Origin of the sequence: Paenibacillus curdlanolyticus YK9 (assembly GCF_000179615.1) — a bacterium.
Lineage (GTDB): Bacteria > Bacillota > Bacilli > Paenibacillales > Paenibacillaceae > Paenibacillus_T > Paenibacillus_T curdlanolyticus.
Genome location: NZ_AEDD01000005.1, coordinates 167,491 through 184,785 on the forward strand (window position 1 = coordinate 167,491; position 17,295 = coordinate 184,785).

Annotated in this window: 15 protein-coding genes and 1 riboswitch; of the genes, 4 read left to right on the top strand and 11 right to left on the bottom strand. The window is 54.2% G+C overall.

What is annotated here, in order from left to right; translation table 11 throughout:
• Positions 1–5 precede the first annotated feature (5 nt).
• The 6 genes from atzF to PAECUDRAFT_RS10965 form a co-directional block, all read right to left on the bottom strand.
• Positions 6–1,787 (bottom strand): allophanate hydrolase, encoded by a 1,782-nt coding sequence (gene atzF / locus PAECUDRAFT_RS10940; RefSeq protein ID WP_006038159.1) that lies wholly within the window; start codon positions 1,785–1,787, stop codon positions 6–8.
• The gene (gene uca / locus PAECUDRAFT_RS10945) at positions 1,787–5,440 is read right to left on the bottom strand and encodes an urea carboxylase (protein WP_006038160.1); all 3,654 of its coding nucleotides are present in this window, start codon (positions 5,438–5,440) and stop codon (positions 1,787–1,789) included. Before uca ends, atzF begins: the two co-directional genes overlap by 1 nt.
• 165 nt (positions 5,441–5,605) lie before the next feature.
• A complete protein-coding gene (locus PAECUDRAFT_RS10950) occupies positions 5,606–6,259 on the bottom strand; it encodes an urea amidolyase associated protein UAAP2 (protein WP_006038161.1) in 654 nt (217 codons plus the stop codon).
• Between the two features lie 73 nt (positions 6,260–6,332).
• Positions 6,333–7,052, bottom strand: a complete 720-nt coding sequence (locus tag PAECUDRAFT_RS10955) for an urea amidolyase associated protein UAAP1 (RefSeq protein WP_006038162.1) — start codon at positions 7,050–7,052, stop codon at positions 6,333–6,335.
• Between the two features lie 59 nt (positions 7,053–7,111).
• A complete protein-coding gene (locus tag PAECUDRAFT_RS10960) occupies positions 7,112–7,990 on the bottom strand; it encodes an ABC transporter permease (protein WP_006038163.1) in 879 nt (292 codons plus the stop codon).
• Between the two features lie 16 nt (positions 7,991–8,006).
• Entirely contained in the window at positions 8,007–9,011 is a 1,005-nt protein-coding gene (locus PAECUDRAFT_RS10965; RefSeq protein WP_006038164.1) for an ABC transporter substrate-binding protein, read from the bottom strand.
• A 54-nt stretch (positions 9,012–9,065) separates the two neighbouring features.
• Positions 9,066–9,232: riboswitch (guanidine-I (ykkC/yxkD leader) on the bottom strand.
• Positions 9,233–9,621: 389 nt separating this feature from the next.
• On the opposite strand from PAECUDRAFT_RS10965, the gene PAECUDRAFT_RS10970 reads away from it, so the two are divergent.
• Genes PAECUDRAFT_RS10970 through PAECUDRAFT_RS10985 form a run of 4 tightly spaced genes read left to right on the top strand, consistent with a single transcriptional unit; the run spans position 9,622 to position 12,643 of the window.
• A complete protein-coding gene (locus PAECUDRAFT_RS10970) occupies positions 9,622–10,284 on the top strand; it encodes an amino acid ABC transporter permease (protein WP_006038165.1) in 663 nt (220 codons plus the stop codon).
• On the top strand, positions 10,265–10,957 hold the full coding sequence (locus PAECUDRAFT_RS10975) for an amino acid ABC transporter permease (protein ID WP_006038166.1): 693 nt from the start codon (positions 10,265–10,267) through the stop codon (positions 10,955–10,957). The genes PAECUDRAFT_RS10970 and PAECUDRAFT_RS10975 overlap by 20 nt, the downstream gene beginning before the upstream one ends.
• A gap of 12 nt (positions 10,958–10,969) precedes the next feature.
• Positions 10,970–11,734: an amino acid ABC transporter ATP-binding protein gene (locus PAECUDRAFT_RS10980; RefSeq protein WP_006038167.1), complete on the top strand. Its 765-nt coding sequence runs from the start codon at positions 10,970–10,972 to the stop codon at positions 11,732–11,734.
• Positions 11,735–11,791: 57 nt separating this feature from the next.
• The gene (locus PAECUDRAFT_RS10985) at positions 11,792–12,643 is read left to right on the top strand and encodes a transporter substrate-binding domain-containing protein (RefSeq protein WP_006038168.1); all 852 of its coding nucleotides are present in this window, start codon (positions 11,792–11,794) and stop codon (positions 12,641–12,643) included.
• An 82-nt stretch (positions 12,644–12,725) separates the two neighbouring features.
• On the opposite strand, the gene PAECUDRAFT_RS10990 is transcribed toward PAECUDRAFT_RS10985, so the two are convergent.
• The 5 genes from PAECUDRAFT_RS10990 to urtC form a co-directional block, all read right to left on the bottom strand.
• Positions 12,726–13,901, bottom strand: a complete 1,176-nt coding sequence (locus PAECUDRAFT_RS10990; protein WP_006038169.1) for a stalk domain-containing protein — start codon at positions 13,899–13,901, stop codon at positions 12,726–12,728.
• A gap of 107 nt (positions 13,902–14,008) precedes the next feature.
• A complete protein-coding gene (locus PAECUDRAFT_RS10995) occupies positions 14,009–14,617 on the bottom strand; it encodes a hypothetical protein (RefSeq protein WP_006038170.1) in 609 nt (202 codons plus the stop codon).
• Positions 14,618–14,768: 151 nt separating this feature from the next.
• A complete protein-coding gene (gene urtE / locus PAECUDRAFT_RS11000; RefSeq protein WP_006038171.1) occupies positions 14,769–15,464 on the bottom strand; it encodes an urea ABC transporter ATP-binding subunit UrtE in 696 nt (231 codons plus the stop codon).
• Complete coding sequence (gene urtD / locus PAECUDRAFT_RS11005; RefSeq protein WP_006038172.1) at positions 15,442–16,233, bottom strand: urea ABC transporter ATP-binding protein UrtD; 792 nt, start codon at positions 16,231–16,233, stop codon at positions 15,442–15,444. Before urtD ends, urtE begins: the two co-directional genes overlap by 23 nt.
• The gene (gene urtC / locus PAECUDRAFT_RS11010; RefSeq protein WP_006038173.1) at positions 16,199–17,290 is read right to left on the bottom strand and encodes an urea ABC transporter permease subunit UrtC; all 1,092 of its coding nucleotides are present in this window, start codon (positions 17,288–17,290) and stop codon (positions 16,199–16,201) included. Before urtC ends, urtD begins: the two co-directional genes overlap by 35 nt.
• Between the last annotated feature and the right edge of the window lie 5 nt (positions 17,291–17,295).

Here is a 17,295-nt window from a genome sequence, read left to right on the forward strand (position 1 = left end):
TCGAATCAATTCAAGCTCTGGAGATAATTCCGCCATCCGCCGAATGCCGTAATATCCTCTGCATCGTGTTCCGCGTAGCCTTCGCAAATAAAGCTTGGCACCTCTCGGCCGTCAGCCAGCTCAACCTTGCCAATTCCGAGCGGCGCCGGGATCGAGGCCGTGAATCCGCCGAAGGCAGCCAGCGGCATCTCCCACACTTCAATCGCAATCGCAGCTCCACCGCTGCCCGGCGGCTGCTTAATGAGTCCCGGCTTCGCCGGTGTCGTCGCTAAGCGAAGCAGCTTGTAGCGGGCCGAAGTTGTTGTCTCCTCGACAAAACGGGCGCCGCAGCCCTGCATCTGCTTCTCTAGCGGATAGCCCCGCATATGCAGGCCGCATACAGCGACGAGCGTCGTTTCTGTCGCCGCATTAGCGGATGGTCTTGGCGACGCGGTTACTGCCATTGACGAGAATCGCTCAGCCGTGTCCCGAACGAGCCCTTCCTCTGCAGCTAAACCAAACAGCGTAATGCCAAATGGCGTATCCGCAAGCGCTGCGCCAGCCGGAACAGCAACAGCGCACAAATCCAGCAGATTGCAATGATTCGTATACCGCCCCATGTCGCGGTTCGTCTCAACAGGGTTGTCGCGCACTTGCTCGCGCGTCCATGTGCCGCCGGCCGTCGGCAGGATGAGCACGGCTCCCTGAAGCAGCTCACGTGCCTGTTTTCTGTAACGCTGGAGCTTATGCATCGTCTGGAATAAAGAAGCGGCCGTATGCTGCTCGGCAGCCCCCGAGCGCAAGATGCGCTCCGTGACCGGCACAGCCGTGTCCGGGTGAGCCTCAATAAAGCTGCCCAAGCCTGCCCATCGCTCCGCAACCCACGGCCCCTCATAGAGAAGCGCTGCCGCTGCGGAGAACAGCTCCGTATCCAGATAGCTGACTGCAATCCCGAGCGACACGACCCGGGATACTGCTGCATGCCATGCCGCTTCATACGCCTCTGCATAAGGCCCGTAAAACGCTGGCGTCTGCTCCGGCAGCACAATCCGCGAAGGAGGCACTGATTGCGGGGCAGGGAAGCCGCGCGACCATGGGTCATCCGCATGGACGCCGCGGGCGACCGCATCGACAGCGTAAGCATCCGCCAGATCGGCGGCGAACATCGTGACGCAATCCAAGCTTTCGCAGGCAGGCACGACACCCTTGAGCGGCCATGCGCCCATGCTCGGCTTGTAGCCGACCAGCCCATTCAGCGCCGCTGGAACGCGGCCGCTGCCGGCCGTATCGGTGCCAAGCGAGAATGCGGCTTGCCCTAGGGCGACCGCGACAGCGGAGCCGGAGCTCGAGCCGCCGCTTATAAGCTCGGGGCGAAGCGCATTATGCGTTTCGCCGTAAGGGCTGCGCGTGCCGACGAGGCCGGTGGCGAACTGGTCGAGATTCGTTTTGCCAAGAGGGATCGCCCCTGCTTCTATTAAACGCTCGACAACAGCGGCATGCCCGGTCGGCGTGTAAGCATATTCCGCGCAAGCTGCCGTCGTCGGCACGCCTGCAAGGTCGATATTGTCCTTGATCGCGAATGGAATTCCCCATAGCGGGGAGCTAGCCCGATCAAGTGTCCTCAGACGCTCCAAGTAAGGGGCAACAAGCTCTGCCGAAGGAGGCGTAATCCATATATTCATCGCAACAGCCGTTTCCGCACGATGAATGATTTCGCCTACGACCTCCTCAGGCGTCAGCGCTTGACTCTCATATTGCTCCTGCAGCCATGCAATTGTGAAAGCAGCTGGCAATGTTGTTTTCTGCATTACACTGACACCTCCGCTTCCGATGGCGCCATCGCCACGATCAACTGGCCGGCATGCACCGAATCGCCCGGTTTGACGTAACTCGCATTCATCACATGGCCATCGCACGGCGCTTGCTGCGAAAATTCCATCTTCATGCTTTCCACAATGATGAGCGTATCGCCCTTCTTCACCTGCTGACCTGGCTCAACGAGCACCTTCCATACGCTGCCCGGCATGTTGCATCGCACCGCTTCCGCGCCTTCTGGCAGCTCATCGTCTCCAGCAGGCTTCGCTTGCTCGGGCTCCGACACGTATTCCGCCAGCCCTTGCGCTTTCCAGTTCTCCCGCTCCGCTTGGAAGGCAGCCTGCTGCTTGTCGCGGAACGTGCCTGCGCTTGCCTCAATCTCATCGAGGAAGCGCAAATATTCGCCCAAATCAAACGTCGTTTCGGTAATGCTCACCTCATAACGGCCGCGCGGGAAGTCCTCACGCAGCTGCAGCAGCTCATCCGCCTCAACTGGATAGAATTGAATCTGGTCGAAGAAGCGAAGCAGCCACGGCTTGCCGCTTTGGAAGCTATCCGTCGAAGAGCGGAGACGATTCCACATCTGGATCGTCCGCCCGACGAACTGGTAGCCGCCCGGCCCCTCCATCCCGTACACGCACATGTATGCGCCGCCGATGCCAACTGCATTTTCCGGCGTCCACGTCCGAGCGGGGTTATACTTCGTCGTGACGAGACGGTGACGGGGATCAATTGGCGTCGCTACCGGTGCGCCTAAGTACACATCGCCCAGCCCCATGACAAGATAGCTCGCATCATAAACAATTCGTCTGACATCCTCGATCGAATCAAGCCCGTTCACGCGCCGGATGAACTCCAAATTGCTCGGGCACCAAGGCGCATCGGGGCGAACGCCTTGCTGATAACGCTCGATCGCAAGCTGCGTTGCCGGGTCATCCCATGACAGCGGCAATCGCACGATGCGGGACGGCACGCGAATCGACTCCAGCGGCGGTAGCTGGCGATCCAACTCCAGCAGCCTTGCGCAGGCTTCGCGAACCGTAATGCGCGAACGGTCGATATGCACCTGAAGCGATCGAATGCCCGGCGTCAAATCCAGCACCGGTACGGCGCCGCTCTCTTGAATCGCCTGCATAAGCGCATGAGCTTGGAACCGCAGCTTGAGATCCAGCTCCATCGGTCCGTATTCTACAAGCAAATTCTCATCGCCGCTGCAGCGGATCGTAATCGGGAAAGCATGGCCTTCGGTCACTCGCGCCAAGATCGGATAATCGGTATCGAATGGGCGCTCACCCGGCAGTTCCATTGCCCGGGCAATAAATGCCCGCTCGCCTTCACCGATGGCGTTCAACCATTGCGTCTGTTGATCGCGCAGCCTATCCGCTTCCTCAAGTGTAATAAGGCGGAAGCGCACTTTATCGCCGGGGCGCAGCTGTCCGATTTTCCAAAACTCAGCCGATGCGGTCGTAACGGGACACACGAATCCGCCCAGGCTCGGGCCGTCCGGTCCAAGCAAAATCGGCATGTCGCCCGTCAGGTCAAGCGTACCTACTGCGTAGGCATTGTCATGAATATTCGACGGATGCAAGCCCGCTTCGCCGCCGTCCTCACGCGCCCAGCGCGGTGCGGGTCCAATCAATCGCACGCCTGTACGGGAGCTGTTAAAATGCACCTCGTAGCTAGTCGCCGCAAGCTCCTCCAGAAACGCCGGAAGCAAAAACTCCGCAGAGCAGTGCGGCCCCGGAATGACGCCAATCGTCCACTCGCTCGTCAGCGCAGGACGTTCGGACAGCGCAAGCTCAACTCGATTAATCGGCGCCACGCTGTTCGAATCCGAGCCTAAGCGCACGCCCAGCACATCGCCCGTGCGAAGCGCCCGCCCGCCATGTCCGCCGAAGCCGCCAAGCGTGAACGTAGCTGCGCTGCCGAGAATGCGCGGCATATCGAGCCCGCCTGCGATGAGCAAGTAGGTGCGCAGCCCTTCCTGCGCCTCACCGAACTTGAGCACTTGGCCGCGGCGGCCAAGAACTGGCTGGTAGGTCGGAACGCTCTCATGATCCAGCTTTGCCTGCATATCCGCGCCCGTTAAGCAGAACCAGATGTCGCTGCGGAACGTATACGAGCCGCCGCGAAGCGTAAGCTCGATGCCCGCAGCATCATCGGCGTTGCCCAGCAGCTTGTTGCCGATTCGGAACGACAGCGGGTCCATCGGTCCGCATGGCGGTACGCCGACATCCCAATGTCCGGTCCGGCCCGGATAATCCTGCACCGTCGATTGAACGCCGCCATCCAGCACCTCAATTGCAGGCTCGGAAGGGTCATACCCGTTCAACATGCGGGTATAGACATCGCCCTCGACAACCGCCTCATCCTGCAGCAGCGATTGGATATAAGATAGGTTCGTCGTAATGCCGTACATACGCGTTTCCGAGAGCGCCTTAATCAGCTTCGCAATCGCGTCGGCGCGGTCGCGGCCATGGACGATGATTTTCGCGAGCATCGGATCGTATAGCGAAGTTACCGTGATGCCGTCGCGTACCCACGTTTCGTTGCGCGCATCCGCCGAGAATACCGCACGATCGAGCTGGCCCGCGCTAGGACGGAAGTTATGATGACAATCCTCCGCGTAGATGCGCGCCTGCATGCTATGGCCTTGCGATGCAGGAACGAACGACTCCAGATTATGCAGCTCATTGGCCGCCTCCTTGACCATCCATTCCACAAGATCAAGGCCGAGCACCTCTTCGGTTACGCCATGCTCCACTTGGAGCCGCGTGTTCACTTCAAGGAAATAGAATTCGCTCGACTGCGGATCATATAGAAACTCTACCGTCCCTGCGCTCCGGTAGCCGGCTTCCGCCGCCAGGCTGCGTGCAGCCTCGAACATCCGCTCTCGAACCGCTTGCGCGAATTTCGGCGCCGGGCTTTCCTCGATCACCTTCTGATTGCGGCGCTGTATCGAGCAATCCCGCTCGCCTAGCGCGACGACTTCACCAAAGGCGTTGCCGAAAATTTGCACCTCGACGTGGCGCGCCTTGGCAATGTACTTCTCCAAGAAAACGCCGCCGTTCTTGAAGTTCGTCTCGGCCAGATGCCGAACCGATTCGAATGCAGAGCGAAGCTCCTGCTCCTCTTCGCATACGCGCATGCCGATGCCCCCGCCGCCGGCGGTGCTCTTCAGAATGACCGGATAGCCGATCACCGATGCCGCGCTAACCGCTTGCTCCAGCTCGGTAATGAGCGGCGTCCCCGGCAGCATCGGCACGCCCGCCTTTTCCGCGAGCTCGCGCGCTGAGTGCTTCAGGCCGAACATCTCCATCTGTTCCGGCGTTGGCCCGATGAAGGCGATGCCCCGCTCGCGGCAGGCGCGCGCGAAGCCGGCATTTTCGCTCAAGAAGCCGTAGCCCGGATGGATCGCCTGCGCGCCCGTTTCCTCCGCGATCTGCAAAATCAGGTCAGCGTTCAAGTAGCTGTCCTTCGCTGCGCCTTCGCCGATCAATACCGCCTCGTCAGCCTGATCGACGTGCAGGCTGTCTTGATCTGCCTGCGTATATACCGCTACGGATGCAATGCCGAGCTTGCGCAGCGTACGCTCGATTCGAACGGCGATTGCGCCGCGATTCGCAATAAGTACTTTTGTGAACATCGTGATTCCTCCCCGGATTGCCATTCATCGTTTATTCCGTGCTATCTATTCGCGTATATTCCGTATCGATACGTTGATCGCTGTCCACCCCGATTGAACCGCGTGCCCACTCACCCGTGTTCAATTCGGCTCATCTTTACGCCGTTAACCGGCCGTATTATTCGCCTATCGCTCCCAGATCAGCATCTTAACCGGCGTCGGGTTATAAGCGTTGCAAGGGTTATTCAGCTGCGGACAGTTACTCAGCAGCACCATCGTCCGCGCAACCGCCTGCATCTCCACATAAGCGCCCGGCGACGATACGCCGTCTGCGAACGTTAAGCCTCCGTCCTCCGTCACTGGCACATTCATGAAAAAGTTCACGTTCGGCGCCAAATCACGCTTCGTATACCGCACGTCCTGCTGCTTCGAAAGCTCCAGCATGAACGTGTCGCGGCAATTGTGCATGTGCAGCTTCTCATGCGCATACCGCACGGTGTTGCTCTGCGCCGAGCAGCTTCCGCCTACCGTATCGTGGCGGCCGCATGTGTCAGCCACGATCTGCACCAGCGGTTTGCCGGATTCGGAACGCAATACGGAGCCCGTCGTCAAATAAATATTGCCTTGCCCCGCAATGGTCGCGACAGCGCTGTAATGATCCTCCGGATTGTCTGCATCATAGAACAGCGTGTCGGCTGCCTGATTGCCTTCCAAATCCACAATTCGCAGCACCTGTCCCGGCTGCAGCTCCCTCATCCAGCCGTCGCCTGCCGCTACGACTTCCTCATATATCGCTTCCGACGCAACGCGCGCGCTCTCCACTCGGTTAAATACGGACATCGTAAGCCCTCCTTATTTGCATCTTGATCATGTGCAATGGGCGAAGCCCCTCATCTAGCCAAACCAAGGTCTCCTATACACCCATGAGCGCGTAATACGCCCACGAATTCTCATAAGCGCGCCGGTTCTCCGGCCGGTAATTGACGCAGTAGTCGAGCGAGTCGACGGGCGGCGCCTCCAGCACCTCGATCTTGACCGGCACCGACGGATACTCTGTACGCGGGTCAAGCGGATTCGGCGTGTTGGACAGCACCAGCAGCGTATCCATCTCCGTGCGAAGCGTCACGGTCGCATTCGCCGGGCAATGCGCCGCGTCATAATGCATGCGTCCCGTTTCATCCACTGCAATTTTCGAAAATAAGTTCACGACCGGCATCATATCCCGCATGCCGAGCCCGCACCGCACAAGCTCCACCGCGAAGTTTTCCTGTCCGCTCCGCAGCCAATCGTTGCGCAGCTCCTGATAATTCGTATGGCCATACTTGGCGTCCGTCGCTTCGCGGTACGTGTATCCGCCAAGCGGATCATGCCAGCCGAGGCTATCCTGTACAATGCTGGCCAGCGCGCGCCCGTTATCGCTCATCAGCACGTTCCCGCGGGTCAGATGCGCTGTATGCTGAGCTTTGAGCGTATCCGGCATATTGTAGCGCTCCGTCAAATCGCGAGCGTGAAACAGCTGAATCGATACATTCGCCCCCGCTTCCAATGCCGTAAAACGAATCAGTTTGCCTCGCCCAATCGTCCCCGACCACTTGCCGCCCGGACGAATTGTCGTGCTCCAAATCGCGTTCATACTCGTTACCCCCAGTTAAATGAATGTGTTGGCAAGCCACGGTGGCAGCTATGGCTGGATCAGACCCAAGGGAAGAACCGCTTGTTCATGAAAGCGAAGATGCGGTCGCTGATCAGCCCGAGCAGCCCAATGACGATGATGCCGACGAAAATTTGATCCGTATTTAAATATCGCTGTGCTTTCATGATGGCGTAGCCTAATCCGCTATTCACGGCGACGAGCTCGGCGACGACCAGATACGTCCACGCCCAACCGAGAATAAGACGGAGCGTATGCATCAGCTGCGGCTGGATTGCCGGCAGCAGCACCGTCTCGATCACCTTCCAGCGGCTCGCGCCCAGCGTGAAGGAGGCTTGCAGCAGATCCCGCGGCACGCGGCGCACGTTATCGGCTACCATTAGCACGAGTTGGAAGAAGCAGCCGATGAAGATGAGCATGATTTTGGCCCATTCCCCGATTCCGACCCACACCATAATGAGCGGAATAAACGCAACCGCCGGCATATACCGGATAAACTCCATCGGCGGCTCAATGAACGCTTCGCCGTACTTGAACGTCCCCGCGAGCACGCCGAGCGGAATGCCGATGATGCAAGCGAGCAAGAAGCCGCCGGTTACGCGGAAAATGCTCACGCCGATGTGATGCCAATAATCCGCCGTCCCGAGCAAATGAATCAGCTCTGCCAGCACCTCATGCGGCTTCGGCAGAAATACCGGATTCACCGCCTCTGTGTAGCTAAGCGCCGCCCAAACGAGCAGCAGCAGAAGGAAGGAAGCGCCCGCCGTCAGTGCGAACGGCTTCGTTCCAATGTCTTTATGAATCTGAAGCCGATGCGGCCTTCGCCTGCGCCGCCCCGTTGCGGCGCAGGACCCCATTGTCCCGGTGCTTCCTGTGGCGGTCGGCGCCTGTGACGATGTCGATGTCGGTGGTATGCTCATCCGTTTCGCCTCCGCCCTAATGTCCAGCCACGAACGACGAATCGAAGATCACGCTGTAGTCGTCGATGTCATCGACCATATCGAGCTTTTGCAGGAACTCGGCCGTTTTCTGCGCCGTGTATGCCAGCGACGAATAATCATCACGCTTGGTGAACGCCGCTACATTATCCTCGCGGGTAAACAGCTTGATGCTGTCGAGGCCGAGCTTGAAGTCCGCCGGCGTCGTCTCCGCCTTCTCGGCCAGCAGCTTGATCGTCTCATCCGGGTGCGCCTTGAAGTACTCCAGTCCTTCGAACCACGCATCGACAATCTTTTGCACATCGTCTTTGCGGTTTTTTACAACGCTATCGCGGAATACCAGCAGATCGGGAATGAGCCCTGGCGTATCCTTGGAGGAGAACAGCACCTTTCCCTTACCCTCGGTGACAGCCTTCGTTTGGAACGGCTCCCACAGAACCGATGCATCCGTCTTGCCTGTAATGAACGCCGGACCGGCATCGTTGACGGTCATGTTCACAAAGTTAACATCAGATTCCTTGAGCCCGTTCTGATCGAGCGCCGTGAGCAGCAGGAGATGGTCGACCGTTCCGAGTTCCGTCGCAACGGTTTTGCCCTTCAGATCCTTCACGCTCGCAATGTCCGGTTTGGCGACGATGGCGTCTCCTCCGTTGGAGTTGTCGTTCACCAAAACCGCCTTCAATCCGATCCCTTTCGATATTGGAGCGAGCGTGTCGCTGAGCGTCTGCGAGTTCGCATCCACCTTGCCGGTTGCCAACGCTTGAAGCGAATCGCTGTACACCGGGAACCACTCCAACTTGACGATCACGCCATGCTTCTCGAACAGCCCCTGCTGCTCGACGAGATACCACATATACCAGCCAGGCCAAGGGCTGAGCGCGATTGTAATCGGTTCGTCAGACCCTCCTGCAGCCGTCTCCTTGGACGATCCGCCACAGCCAGCAGCTACCGTAAATACGAATACCAGAACGAGAATAAGCAAGGATTTGCGAACATTTCTCATCGACTCCACTCCCTCTTTTTCGTAAAAAAGTATAAGAAAAAGCCCGGGAGAGTCATCTCCCAGGCTTTTATCCTTCCGTGTATGCGCATGTCCGGCTCGCCGCCGCTTACCGCAGCTGTACGGGTCCATCGCACGCCATCTCTCGGACCTGGCCTGACTCTCCCACGACTCGCAATAATGTCGCTCATGGTGGAACCAGCGGAACCCTAGACAGCTTTTTCGTTCATCAATCTGCAAGCAACCTGCGCTTGGCGAGATGAGAACTATATGTTCTTTTTGTTATAAAACCTTACGTTTACCTGTAGTTTATTTCGAATGTTCGGATGTGTCAACACTTATGTTAGGTTTTATTACATGTGTAATTGGGAGAATGATGAAATCCGTACATTGATCGGAAACCGATCAGCGAATGAAGTCGAATAAACGCGATAAGTTCGTCGGGGAAAAAGAGGGAGGGTCGAGTAAGGATGTGAGGTTTTCTCTGGAAATTGAAAGATTTGAAATCAATAATTGACAAGGGGAAAATGCCGCGTTATTGTTGAATACAATAAATCGCATAAGAATAGTATGAATTGACAAGCTAACTAGCCGTAAGGAGAATGGAGATCCTATGGAAAACTACTCCGCGTTCGATTTGATTCCTATTTTTGCGAAAGCATCGGCGACAACCTTAATGGTCGCTTCTATATCCATCTTCTTTGCATTTCTTATAGGACTGCTGTCCAGCATCGCATTGTTCTATAACGCGCCCGTCCTAAAGCCAGCCATTCGAGCATACGTTGAATTTTTCAGAAACACGCCCTCTCTGGTTCAGGCTTACTTTATTTTTTATGGGCTTCCCAAAATCTCTTTGCAATTCGACAGCTATACCTGCTCCATCCTTGTCCTGTCGCTATTAGGCGGCGCTTATATGTGCGAAGCCATCCATTCCGGCATGAAAGCCATATCCGCCAACCAGCTTGAGCTCGCAAAATCAATGGGGCTGTCCAGATTCAACACAATCATCTACCTCATCCTCCCCCAGGCGTTATCCACCTCCATCGCTGCAGTCAACAATAATTCCATTTTCTTAACCAAAGAAGTGTCAGCCATGAAGATCATTCTGCTGCCCGAAATCGTCTATCAAGCCTTTGCGATTATAAGCTTACGGGCTGATTTGACTCTCCCTGTCGCTGCCTTAACCATTATCAGCTACCTGCTCATTTTACTGCCTATGTCCTATTTATTTTCCCGTATAGAAAGGAAGATCCGGTTTGCAGAATTTGGGGTTTGATGCGATTGCCAAAGCTTTCCCGAGGCTGTTGGACGGCCTTATGCTCACGATTCAAATCGCCGGCATTTCCTTTCTTTTATCGATCGTCTTCGGATTTATTATCGGGGCCTTGATGACCTTAAAATACAAATGGCTAACCTTCCCTTTAAGGGTTTTGTTGGACGCCTTTCGTCTAATTCACCCTGTCATCTGGCTATTCATCCTCTTTTATGGGATCGCTTTTCTTTTTCATGCGCAAACCGATGGCTACATCGTATCCATCATCGTTTTCACCCTGTGGGGCTCCTTTGAAATCGGGGATTTGGTTAGAAGCTTTATTACGAGCCTTCCCCGCCACCAATTCGAAACGAGCATGGCGATTGGGCTCACCAGAAGGCAAATGTATGCACACGTTCTGCTGCCGCAAATCATCATTCGAACGACTCCCTCCATTGTCAGCCTGGCAACTCGACTCATCAAAACAACCAGCTTGGTTTCGCTTATAGGCGTTCAAGAAATGCTCAAGGTGTCGCAAAACATCATTCAAGTTTCCTATTACAACAACCCGGCTAGCATGATTTCCTTCACCATGTATCTGGTATTGCTGGTCTTCTATTTCATCATCTGCTTTCCGTTATCCATCCTCTCACGACTCATGGAGAAAAAAGCCGCATCCCTTACGTCGGGCACCTAAAAAGGAGAATTTATGCACTTAACCATACGCAACCTGAAGAAGTCATTTAACGGAAACATCGTCCTGAACCCTATCGATCTAGACGTCGCGCAGGGTGAAATCATTGCAATTCTGGGGCGTTCTGGCTGCGGCAAATCCACGCTATTGCGATGCATTAACGGCCTAGAGGAGATCGACTCCGGCGAAATTCATCTTCACGGCAAGCTAATCTCCAAGCCCGCTTCGAATTATGCCCACTGGGTGGAGGTACGCAAGAAGATCGGCATGGTCTTTCAAAGCTATGATCTCTTTCCCCATATGAATGTGCTGAACAACATTATTCTAGGTCCCATGAAGGTCGAGAACAGAAGCCGGAAGGACGCTACTCAGGCCGCGACTAAGCTGCTGGAGAGAGTCGGCATGCTGGACAAAAAGCTTGCTTACCCCAGAGAGCTTTCCGGCGGCCAAAAGCAGCGAGTGGCCATCTGCAGAGCGCTATGCATGAACCCGGAAATCATTTTGTTCGATGAGGTAACGGCCGCTTTGGACCCCGAGATGGTGCGTGAGGTGTTAGATGTCATTAAGGCATTAAAGAATCAAGGATTGACGTTAATAATCGTGACGCATGAGATGGAGTTTGCAGAGAAAATAGCGGACCGCATCGTCTTCATGGAGGCTGGAAAAATCATTGAAATCAATACGCCGGCCCAATTTTTCAACTTCCCAAGGACGGTTGCTGCTAGGCAATTTCTCAATCTCCCGGTGGATGATGCCGCTTCTATCGACCATGTGAGCTGAAATAAAATATGCAAATATTTTATTTATACAAACAAAAGTACAAAGGAGAGAGTGGAAATGAAAAAAGCGATTGCCGGTATACTAAGCATTCTATTATTAGCGGGGTTAGTCGGTTGCTCCTCTAGCAACGATGGGAAGAGCGCCGAATCCGGCTCCATTGCTGCAATCAAAAAAGCAGATACGATCAGAATCGGCATTTTCGCCGACGATGCGCCGTTCTGCTATCAAGATGCCGATGGCACATTCAAAGGATACGACGTTGACTTGGGGAAACGGATTGCAAAGGAACTGCTAGGCGACGAGAACAAAATCTCTTGGGTTGTCGTCAATCCAGCCGACCGCATTCCTTACTTGCAAACGGATAAGGCTGACTTAATGCTCGCCGACTTTACCGTAACGGAGGAACGGGCAAAAAGCGTTGATTTCACGCTGCCTTACGAGAAAGTGTCGCTGGGCGTCGTGTCGAAGGATAAAGCGCCAATCAACTCGGTTGATGATTTGAAGGGAAAAACGTTAGCTGTAAATACAGGCACGACGGCGGACTCCTACTTCACCAAAAATTATCCGGACGTTAAGCTCATCAAGATCGACGCCATTACAGACGGCTACCAAGCACTGATTACAGGCAGAGCCGATGCGTTCGCGCAGGACAACACCCTGTTATTATCGTGGGCTAAGAAAAATGAAGGCTACACGGTTGGCGTGAAAGAGCTAGGCAACAAGGATTATATCGCCGGTGCTGTCAAACAGGGGAATAAGGAACTCCTGGATTATGTGAATGACCTGATCAAAGGAAAGCTCAAGGACGAAAACTTCTTCCATAAGCTCTACGATACGACGCTTAAAGCGAGCTTCCCGGATGACGTCACCGCTGATCAGATCGTAGTGGAGGGCGGGGTAACGGAGTAATCCATTACCGGCGATCACCCTGACTGCGGGCTCAAAGCAACAAAGAGCCCAACGAGCACTAGACTCGTTGGGCTCTTCATTTTTACTTCTTGCGCTTCCACACCGATCCATCGGAGAACGCGACTTTGTCGATCGTGATGTTGGAGATTTTGCTCGTATCGGAGTAGCTCCACAGGTCCCACGTGAACGTATACGTGTCGCCCCAATCCACAACATCGCTCGCTTTGCCATAGAACCGGTTTGTGTACGGATATCCGCCCTTAACCGGGTCGCCATAGGCATCAAAGCAGCTGAACGAGAGTTCGAATGCAACGATTTTCTTTTCCGTCAGGTTTTTCAGGCGGATGTTCGCTTCTGGATACCCCATCGTGTCGTACGAAATGTTCGATGCTTGAATTTGCAGCGGTACATTTTTGTTATTAACCAGCTCTTGCTTCAATTGCTTCTTGTAGTCCGCCAGAACCTTGCCCCACATATTAGTGAGACTCGTGTAGAACGAATCGCTCAGATACGTTTGGTCCGTGTATTGATAGCTTCTGCTTGCCGTATCTTCCCCTTGCTTGGACATGCTGTGAATCGCGCGCCCGAGGAAGGTATGGTCTTCCCCATTAACGTCGATTGAAAACCCCGGTACGTTCGTTGCGTTCTCGAAACCGCCTTTTTGCCCTGGTGCGATCGTCATCGTGTAGTCCATCGTATAGATTTCCCCGTCATACATCGAATACTGCACGTAATCAACTGTAACGGCGTTGCCGCCTAGGTTTTTAATGGATGAGTTCGTAATTTGGAGCGGCAATCCCGTATAAAACTTCGTTTTCTTCGGGTCGCCTGTCTTAATGCTGATCAAATCCGGCTTCGTCGTCGCTACCGCGCCCATCGTATCGAGCAGCGGCTTCAGCGGCACCATCGTACGTCCGTTTACTTGCGCTGGCGCCGTGTTCAGGAATACCGTCACGCCATTAATCGTCGCCGAAAGCTGGCCCACTACGAAAGTTACCGTCGTCTCGCCGTTCGATCCGATAATTCGCTTATTTGAAGCATCCCACGTAAAGCTAAGTCCGAGGCTCTCGATCGTTTCCTTCGCCGATACAAGCGTAGCGCCATCGCGGACGACCGGCGCTTGCGCATATTTGACCTTCACGCCGTTAACGAATACGGATGGACCGCTTGCCGCTTCAGCATTTGCTGTCCAAATCGGCATCGTCATAAGCATAATGAGCGCTAATAGGAATGTTGTTATTCTCTTTTTGTTTCTCATTGTTTCATTCTTCCCCCTTCTGGTTGGTTACTTTTGTAAACCATAACGACTATTATAGTACGTACTAGTGCCCTAGGACTAGCTTTTCATGATATTTTAGGGGATTTTTAGGATGTAGCTGTCGAATTCTTTAAAATGCTGATTATATTCTTAATATAATCTTCCGCATTGGCTCTTGAATTTATGGGTGCATCAAAATTATAAGCCTTCTCTTCGCCCTCTATCGGAACTAGTGCATATACTCTATCGTACGTTGTGTTTTCTTTCGTTGCTTGTTCGCTTGGCAAATCACAATTCAAAATGTAAACAACTCCGTGGCCCAACTTGGTGTCCCCTTCATACTCCGTATTCTTTATACTACAATGATTCGGCAATGCGGCGCCGTTTGGTTGATCCTTGTAATAAGAAATAAGATCCAATACGGAGCTTTGTCCGCTCTTCCCGTCATCAAAATGGTAAACCGTATAGTTAGAAATCTTGTTATTTTTACTTTGCTTAAATTTAAACTGATCTACGACCTGACGCTTTTCAGTTGTTACAGTCCAGTTGTCAGGCAATTTTATGATTAGTTCTGAATTGTCGCTATCGTTATAATTCACAACGCTAAATTCAGCTTCAGTTGCAATGGGGGAATCGATCGTTTTCGCTTCACTGCATCCGCTTATGATCAGCACGAGTATCAAAAAACTTGTAATCGCAAAGTTCTTAATGGGCATTCTTATCCTATCATTCCTTTCAAATTAGTTAACCGGTTAAGTTAATACTATCAAATCCCCGTTACAAAAAAAATAGCACCACCGGGCACGGGAAATCTCCCCTACCAGGCAATGCTTTCAACTCTGTTATGGCTTCAGCCGATTCCAGCACTCACACCGTCAAATACCGCCGGATTACCTCATCGCTAAGGCTATCCAACTGCCCCTCCCAAGCGACAGCGCCTTTATCGAGAATATAGAAATAGTCGCCTACGCTTTTCACAAAATCCAGGCTCTGCTCGACGAGCAAAATCGCCGTCTTGCCATCCGCCTTAATCGACCGGATTACATCCCGAATATCGTCGACGATCGACGGCTGTATCCCCTCGCACGGCTCATCGAGCAAGAGCAGCTCCGGCTTGGATGCCAATGCTCTAGCGAACGCCAGCTGTTGCTGCTGTCCGCCAGAGAGGTCGCCGCCACGGCGCTCATACATCGTCGGCAGCACCGGGAACTTGGCAATCGCCTCAGCCGGAATTTCTCGCGTCTTCTCGCGCGCTGCTTCCAGGCCGACCAAGATGTTCTCATATACAGTCAATTGGCCGAAAATTTCGCGTCCCTGCGGCACGTAGCCAATGCCGCTCTTCGCCCGACGCGCTGGCGCAGCCTTGGTTAGATCCGCGCCGTTGTACGACACTCCGCCTCGGCGAGCCTTCAGCACGCCCATAATGCTTTTCATCAGCGTCGTCTTACCCACGCCGTTGCGCCCTAGCAGGCATACGACCTGCCCCGGCTTTACGTTCAATGATATGTTTCGCAAAATAACGCTCTCGCCATATCCGGCCTCAAGCTGTTGAACGGCTAACATCGGCATCCCGCCTTTTTCCGAGATAAACTTCCGCTACGTGGTCATCGTTCTGCACATCGTCCATGGTGCCTTCCTTGAGCAGCTTCCCTTCATGCATAACAGTCACCTTGCTCGCAAAATTGCGGACAAACTCCATATCATGCTCGACAACGACGATCGCCCGGGACTTGGCGATCTCCTTTAGCAGCTCGCCCGTCTTATCCGTTTCTTTGTCGGTCATGCCGGCAACCGGTTCATCCAGCAGCAAAATGTTCGGCTCCTGCATGAGCATAATGCCGATCTCCAGCCACTGCTTCTCGCCATGCGACAAACCGCCGGCACGCCACAACGCTTTGTCCTGCAAGCCGATTAACGTCATCTGCTTCTCAATACGCTCCCGGTCCGCAGCTGTCATCTTCGCGAACAGCGTTGCGAATACGCCGCGCTTTTGCCGCATGGCAATCTCCAAATTTTCAAACACGGTCAGCGTCGGGAATATAGACGGGGCTTGAAACTTACGCCCGATGCCGAGCTCGGCAATATGATGCTCCTTCTTCCGCGTAATGTCGATTACGCCATCTGTGCGATGAAACGCGACCTTGCCCGATGACGCGCGCGTCTTGCCGCAGATGACATCCAGCATCGTCGTTTTGCCCGCCCCATTGGGGCCGATTAAGAACCGCAATTCGCCATGCTCGAGCGTCAAATTCATGCCCTGAACTGCCTTGAATCCGTCGAACTCGACGGTAATGCCCTCACACTGCAGGATTACGGACGGCATCTTGATCATGTTCCGTCACCCTCCTCTTGCGAATTTGGATTCGGCCGAGCAAGCCAGCCACGCCGTTAGGCAGGAATACGACGACAATAACGAACAGGGCGCCCATAAAGAACAGCCATGCATCCGGATATTGCGCGCTGATCTCGCTCTTGCCCCAGTTCATAAGCACTGCGCCGATTGCGGCGCCAATCATCGTGCCGCGGCCGCCGATTGCAACCCACAGCACCATCTCGATCGAGGGCACAATACCCATCATAGAAGGCGATATAATGCCCACGTGGAGCACGAACAGCATGCCCGCGAGACCCGCAAGCGCGCCGGAAATTGCGAAAGCCGTCATTTGATAAAAGGCAGGATTATACCCGATAAACCGTACGCGGTTCTCGCCGTCGCGAATCGCGCGCAGCACTTTGCCGAACCGGCTTTTCACTAAGAATCGACATAATACAAAAGCTGCAACTAGGAAAGCAGCTGTTGCCCAATACAGCATCTGCTTCGTATCCGGGTTGGCGATTGAGTAGCCCATGATGCGGCTGTAGCCTGTTACGCCGTTTGTACCGCCCGTATAGGCTTGCTGGCCAATCAGGAGCGTAGTCGTAATGATCACGAGCGCCTGCGTAAGAATTGTAAAGTAAACGCCTCGTATTCGATTACGGAACGTCACATATCCAAGGAATAAAGCTAGCAGCCCCGGCAGCAGAATGCCCGCCGCGAATGCAAACCCGAAAGATTCGAACGGCTTCCAGAACCACGGGAGCGCGGTTAGGCCGCTCCACTCCATAAAGTCAGGCATGCGGCCTCCGCTTGCCTCAAGCTTCAGATACATCGCCATCGCGTAGCCGCCTAAGCCGAAGAACACCCCGTGACCTAAGCTAAGAACGCCCGTATAGCCCCATAAGAGATCAAGGCCAAGCGCTACGATAGCGAATGCGAGAAATTTCGCAAGCAAATTAAGGCGAAAATCGCTTAAATACAGCGGTGCTGCGAACAGCGCCGCAGCAGCGGCGGCATATCCGACAAGCGTCCATATACGCGCTGGCGTCCATTGTTTCGTAAGCGTAAGCATCGTTA

Coding starts and splice junctions, on each gene's coding strand:
- atzF (WP_006038159.1), bottom strand. CDS start 1,787: ATGCAGAAAACAACATTGCCAGCTGCTTTCACAATTGCATGGCTGCAG.
- uca (WP_006038160.1), bottom strand. CDS start 5,440: ATGTTCACAAAAGTACTTATTGCGAATCGCGGCGCAATCGCCGTTCGA.
- PAECUDRAFT_RS10950 (WP_006038161.1), bottom strand. CDS start 6,259: ATGTCCGTATTTAACCGAGTGGAGAGCGCGCGCGTTGCGTCGGAAGCG.
- PAECUDRAFT_RS10955 (WP_006038162.1), bottom strand. CDS start 7,052: ATGAACGCGATTTGGAGCACGACAATTCGTCCGGGCGGCAAGTGGTCG.
- PAECUDRAFT_RS10960 (WP_006038163.1), bottom strand. CDS start 7,990: ATGAGCATACCACCGACATCGACATCGTCACAGGCGCCGACCGCCACA.
- PAECUDRAFT_RS10965 (WP_006038164.1), bottom strand. CDS start 9,011: ATGAGAAATGTTCGCAAATCCTTGCTTATTCTCGTTCTGGTATTCGTA.
- PAECUDRAFT_RS10970 (WP_006038165.1), top strand. CDS start 9,622: ATGGAAAACTACTCCGCGTTCGATTTGATTCCTATTTTTGCGAAAGCA.
- PAECUDRAFT_RS10980 (WP_006038167.1), top strand. CDS start 10,970: ATGCACTTAACCATACGCAACCTGAAGAAGTCATTTAACGGAAACATC.
- PAECUDRAFT_RS10985 (WP_006038168.1), top strand. CDS start 11,792: ATGAAAAAAGCGATTGCCGGTATACTAAGCATTCTATTATTAGCGGGG.
- PAECUDRAFT_RS10990 (WP_006038169.1), bottom strand. CDS start 13,901: ATGAGAAACAAAAAGAGAATAACAACATTCCTATTAGCGCTCATTATG.
- PAECUDRAFT_RS10995 (WP_006038170.1), bottom strand. CDS start 14,617: ATGCCCATTAAGAACTTTGCGATTACAAGTTTTTTGATACTCGTGCTG.
- urtE (WP_006038171.1), bottom strand. CDS start 15,464: ATGTTAGCCGTTCAACAGCTTGAGGCCGGATATGGCGAGAGCGTTATT.
- urtD (WP_006038172.1), bottom strand. CDS start 16,233: ATGATCAAGATGCCGTCCGTAATCCTGCAGTGTGAGGGCATTACCGTC.
- urtC (WP_006038173.1), bottom strand. CDS start 17,290: ATGCTTACGCTTACGAAACAATGGACGCCAGCGCGTATATGGACGCTT.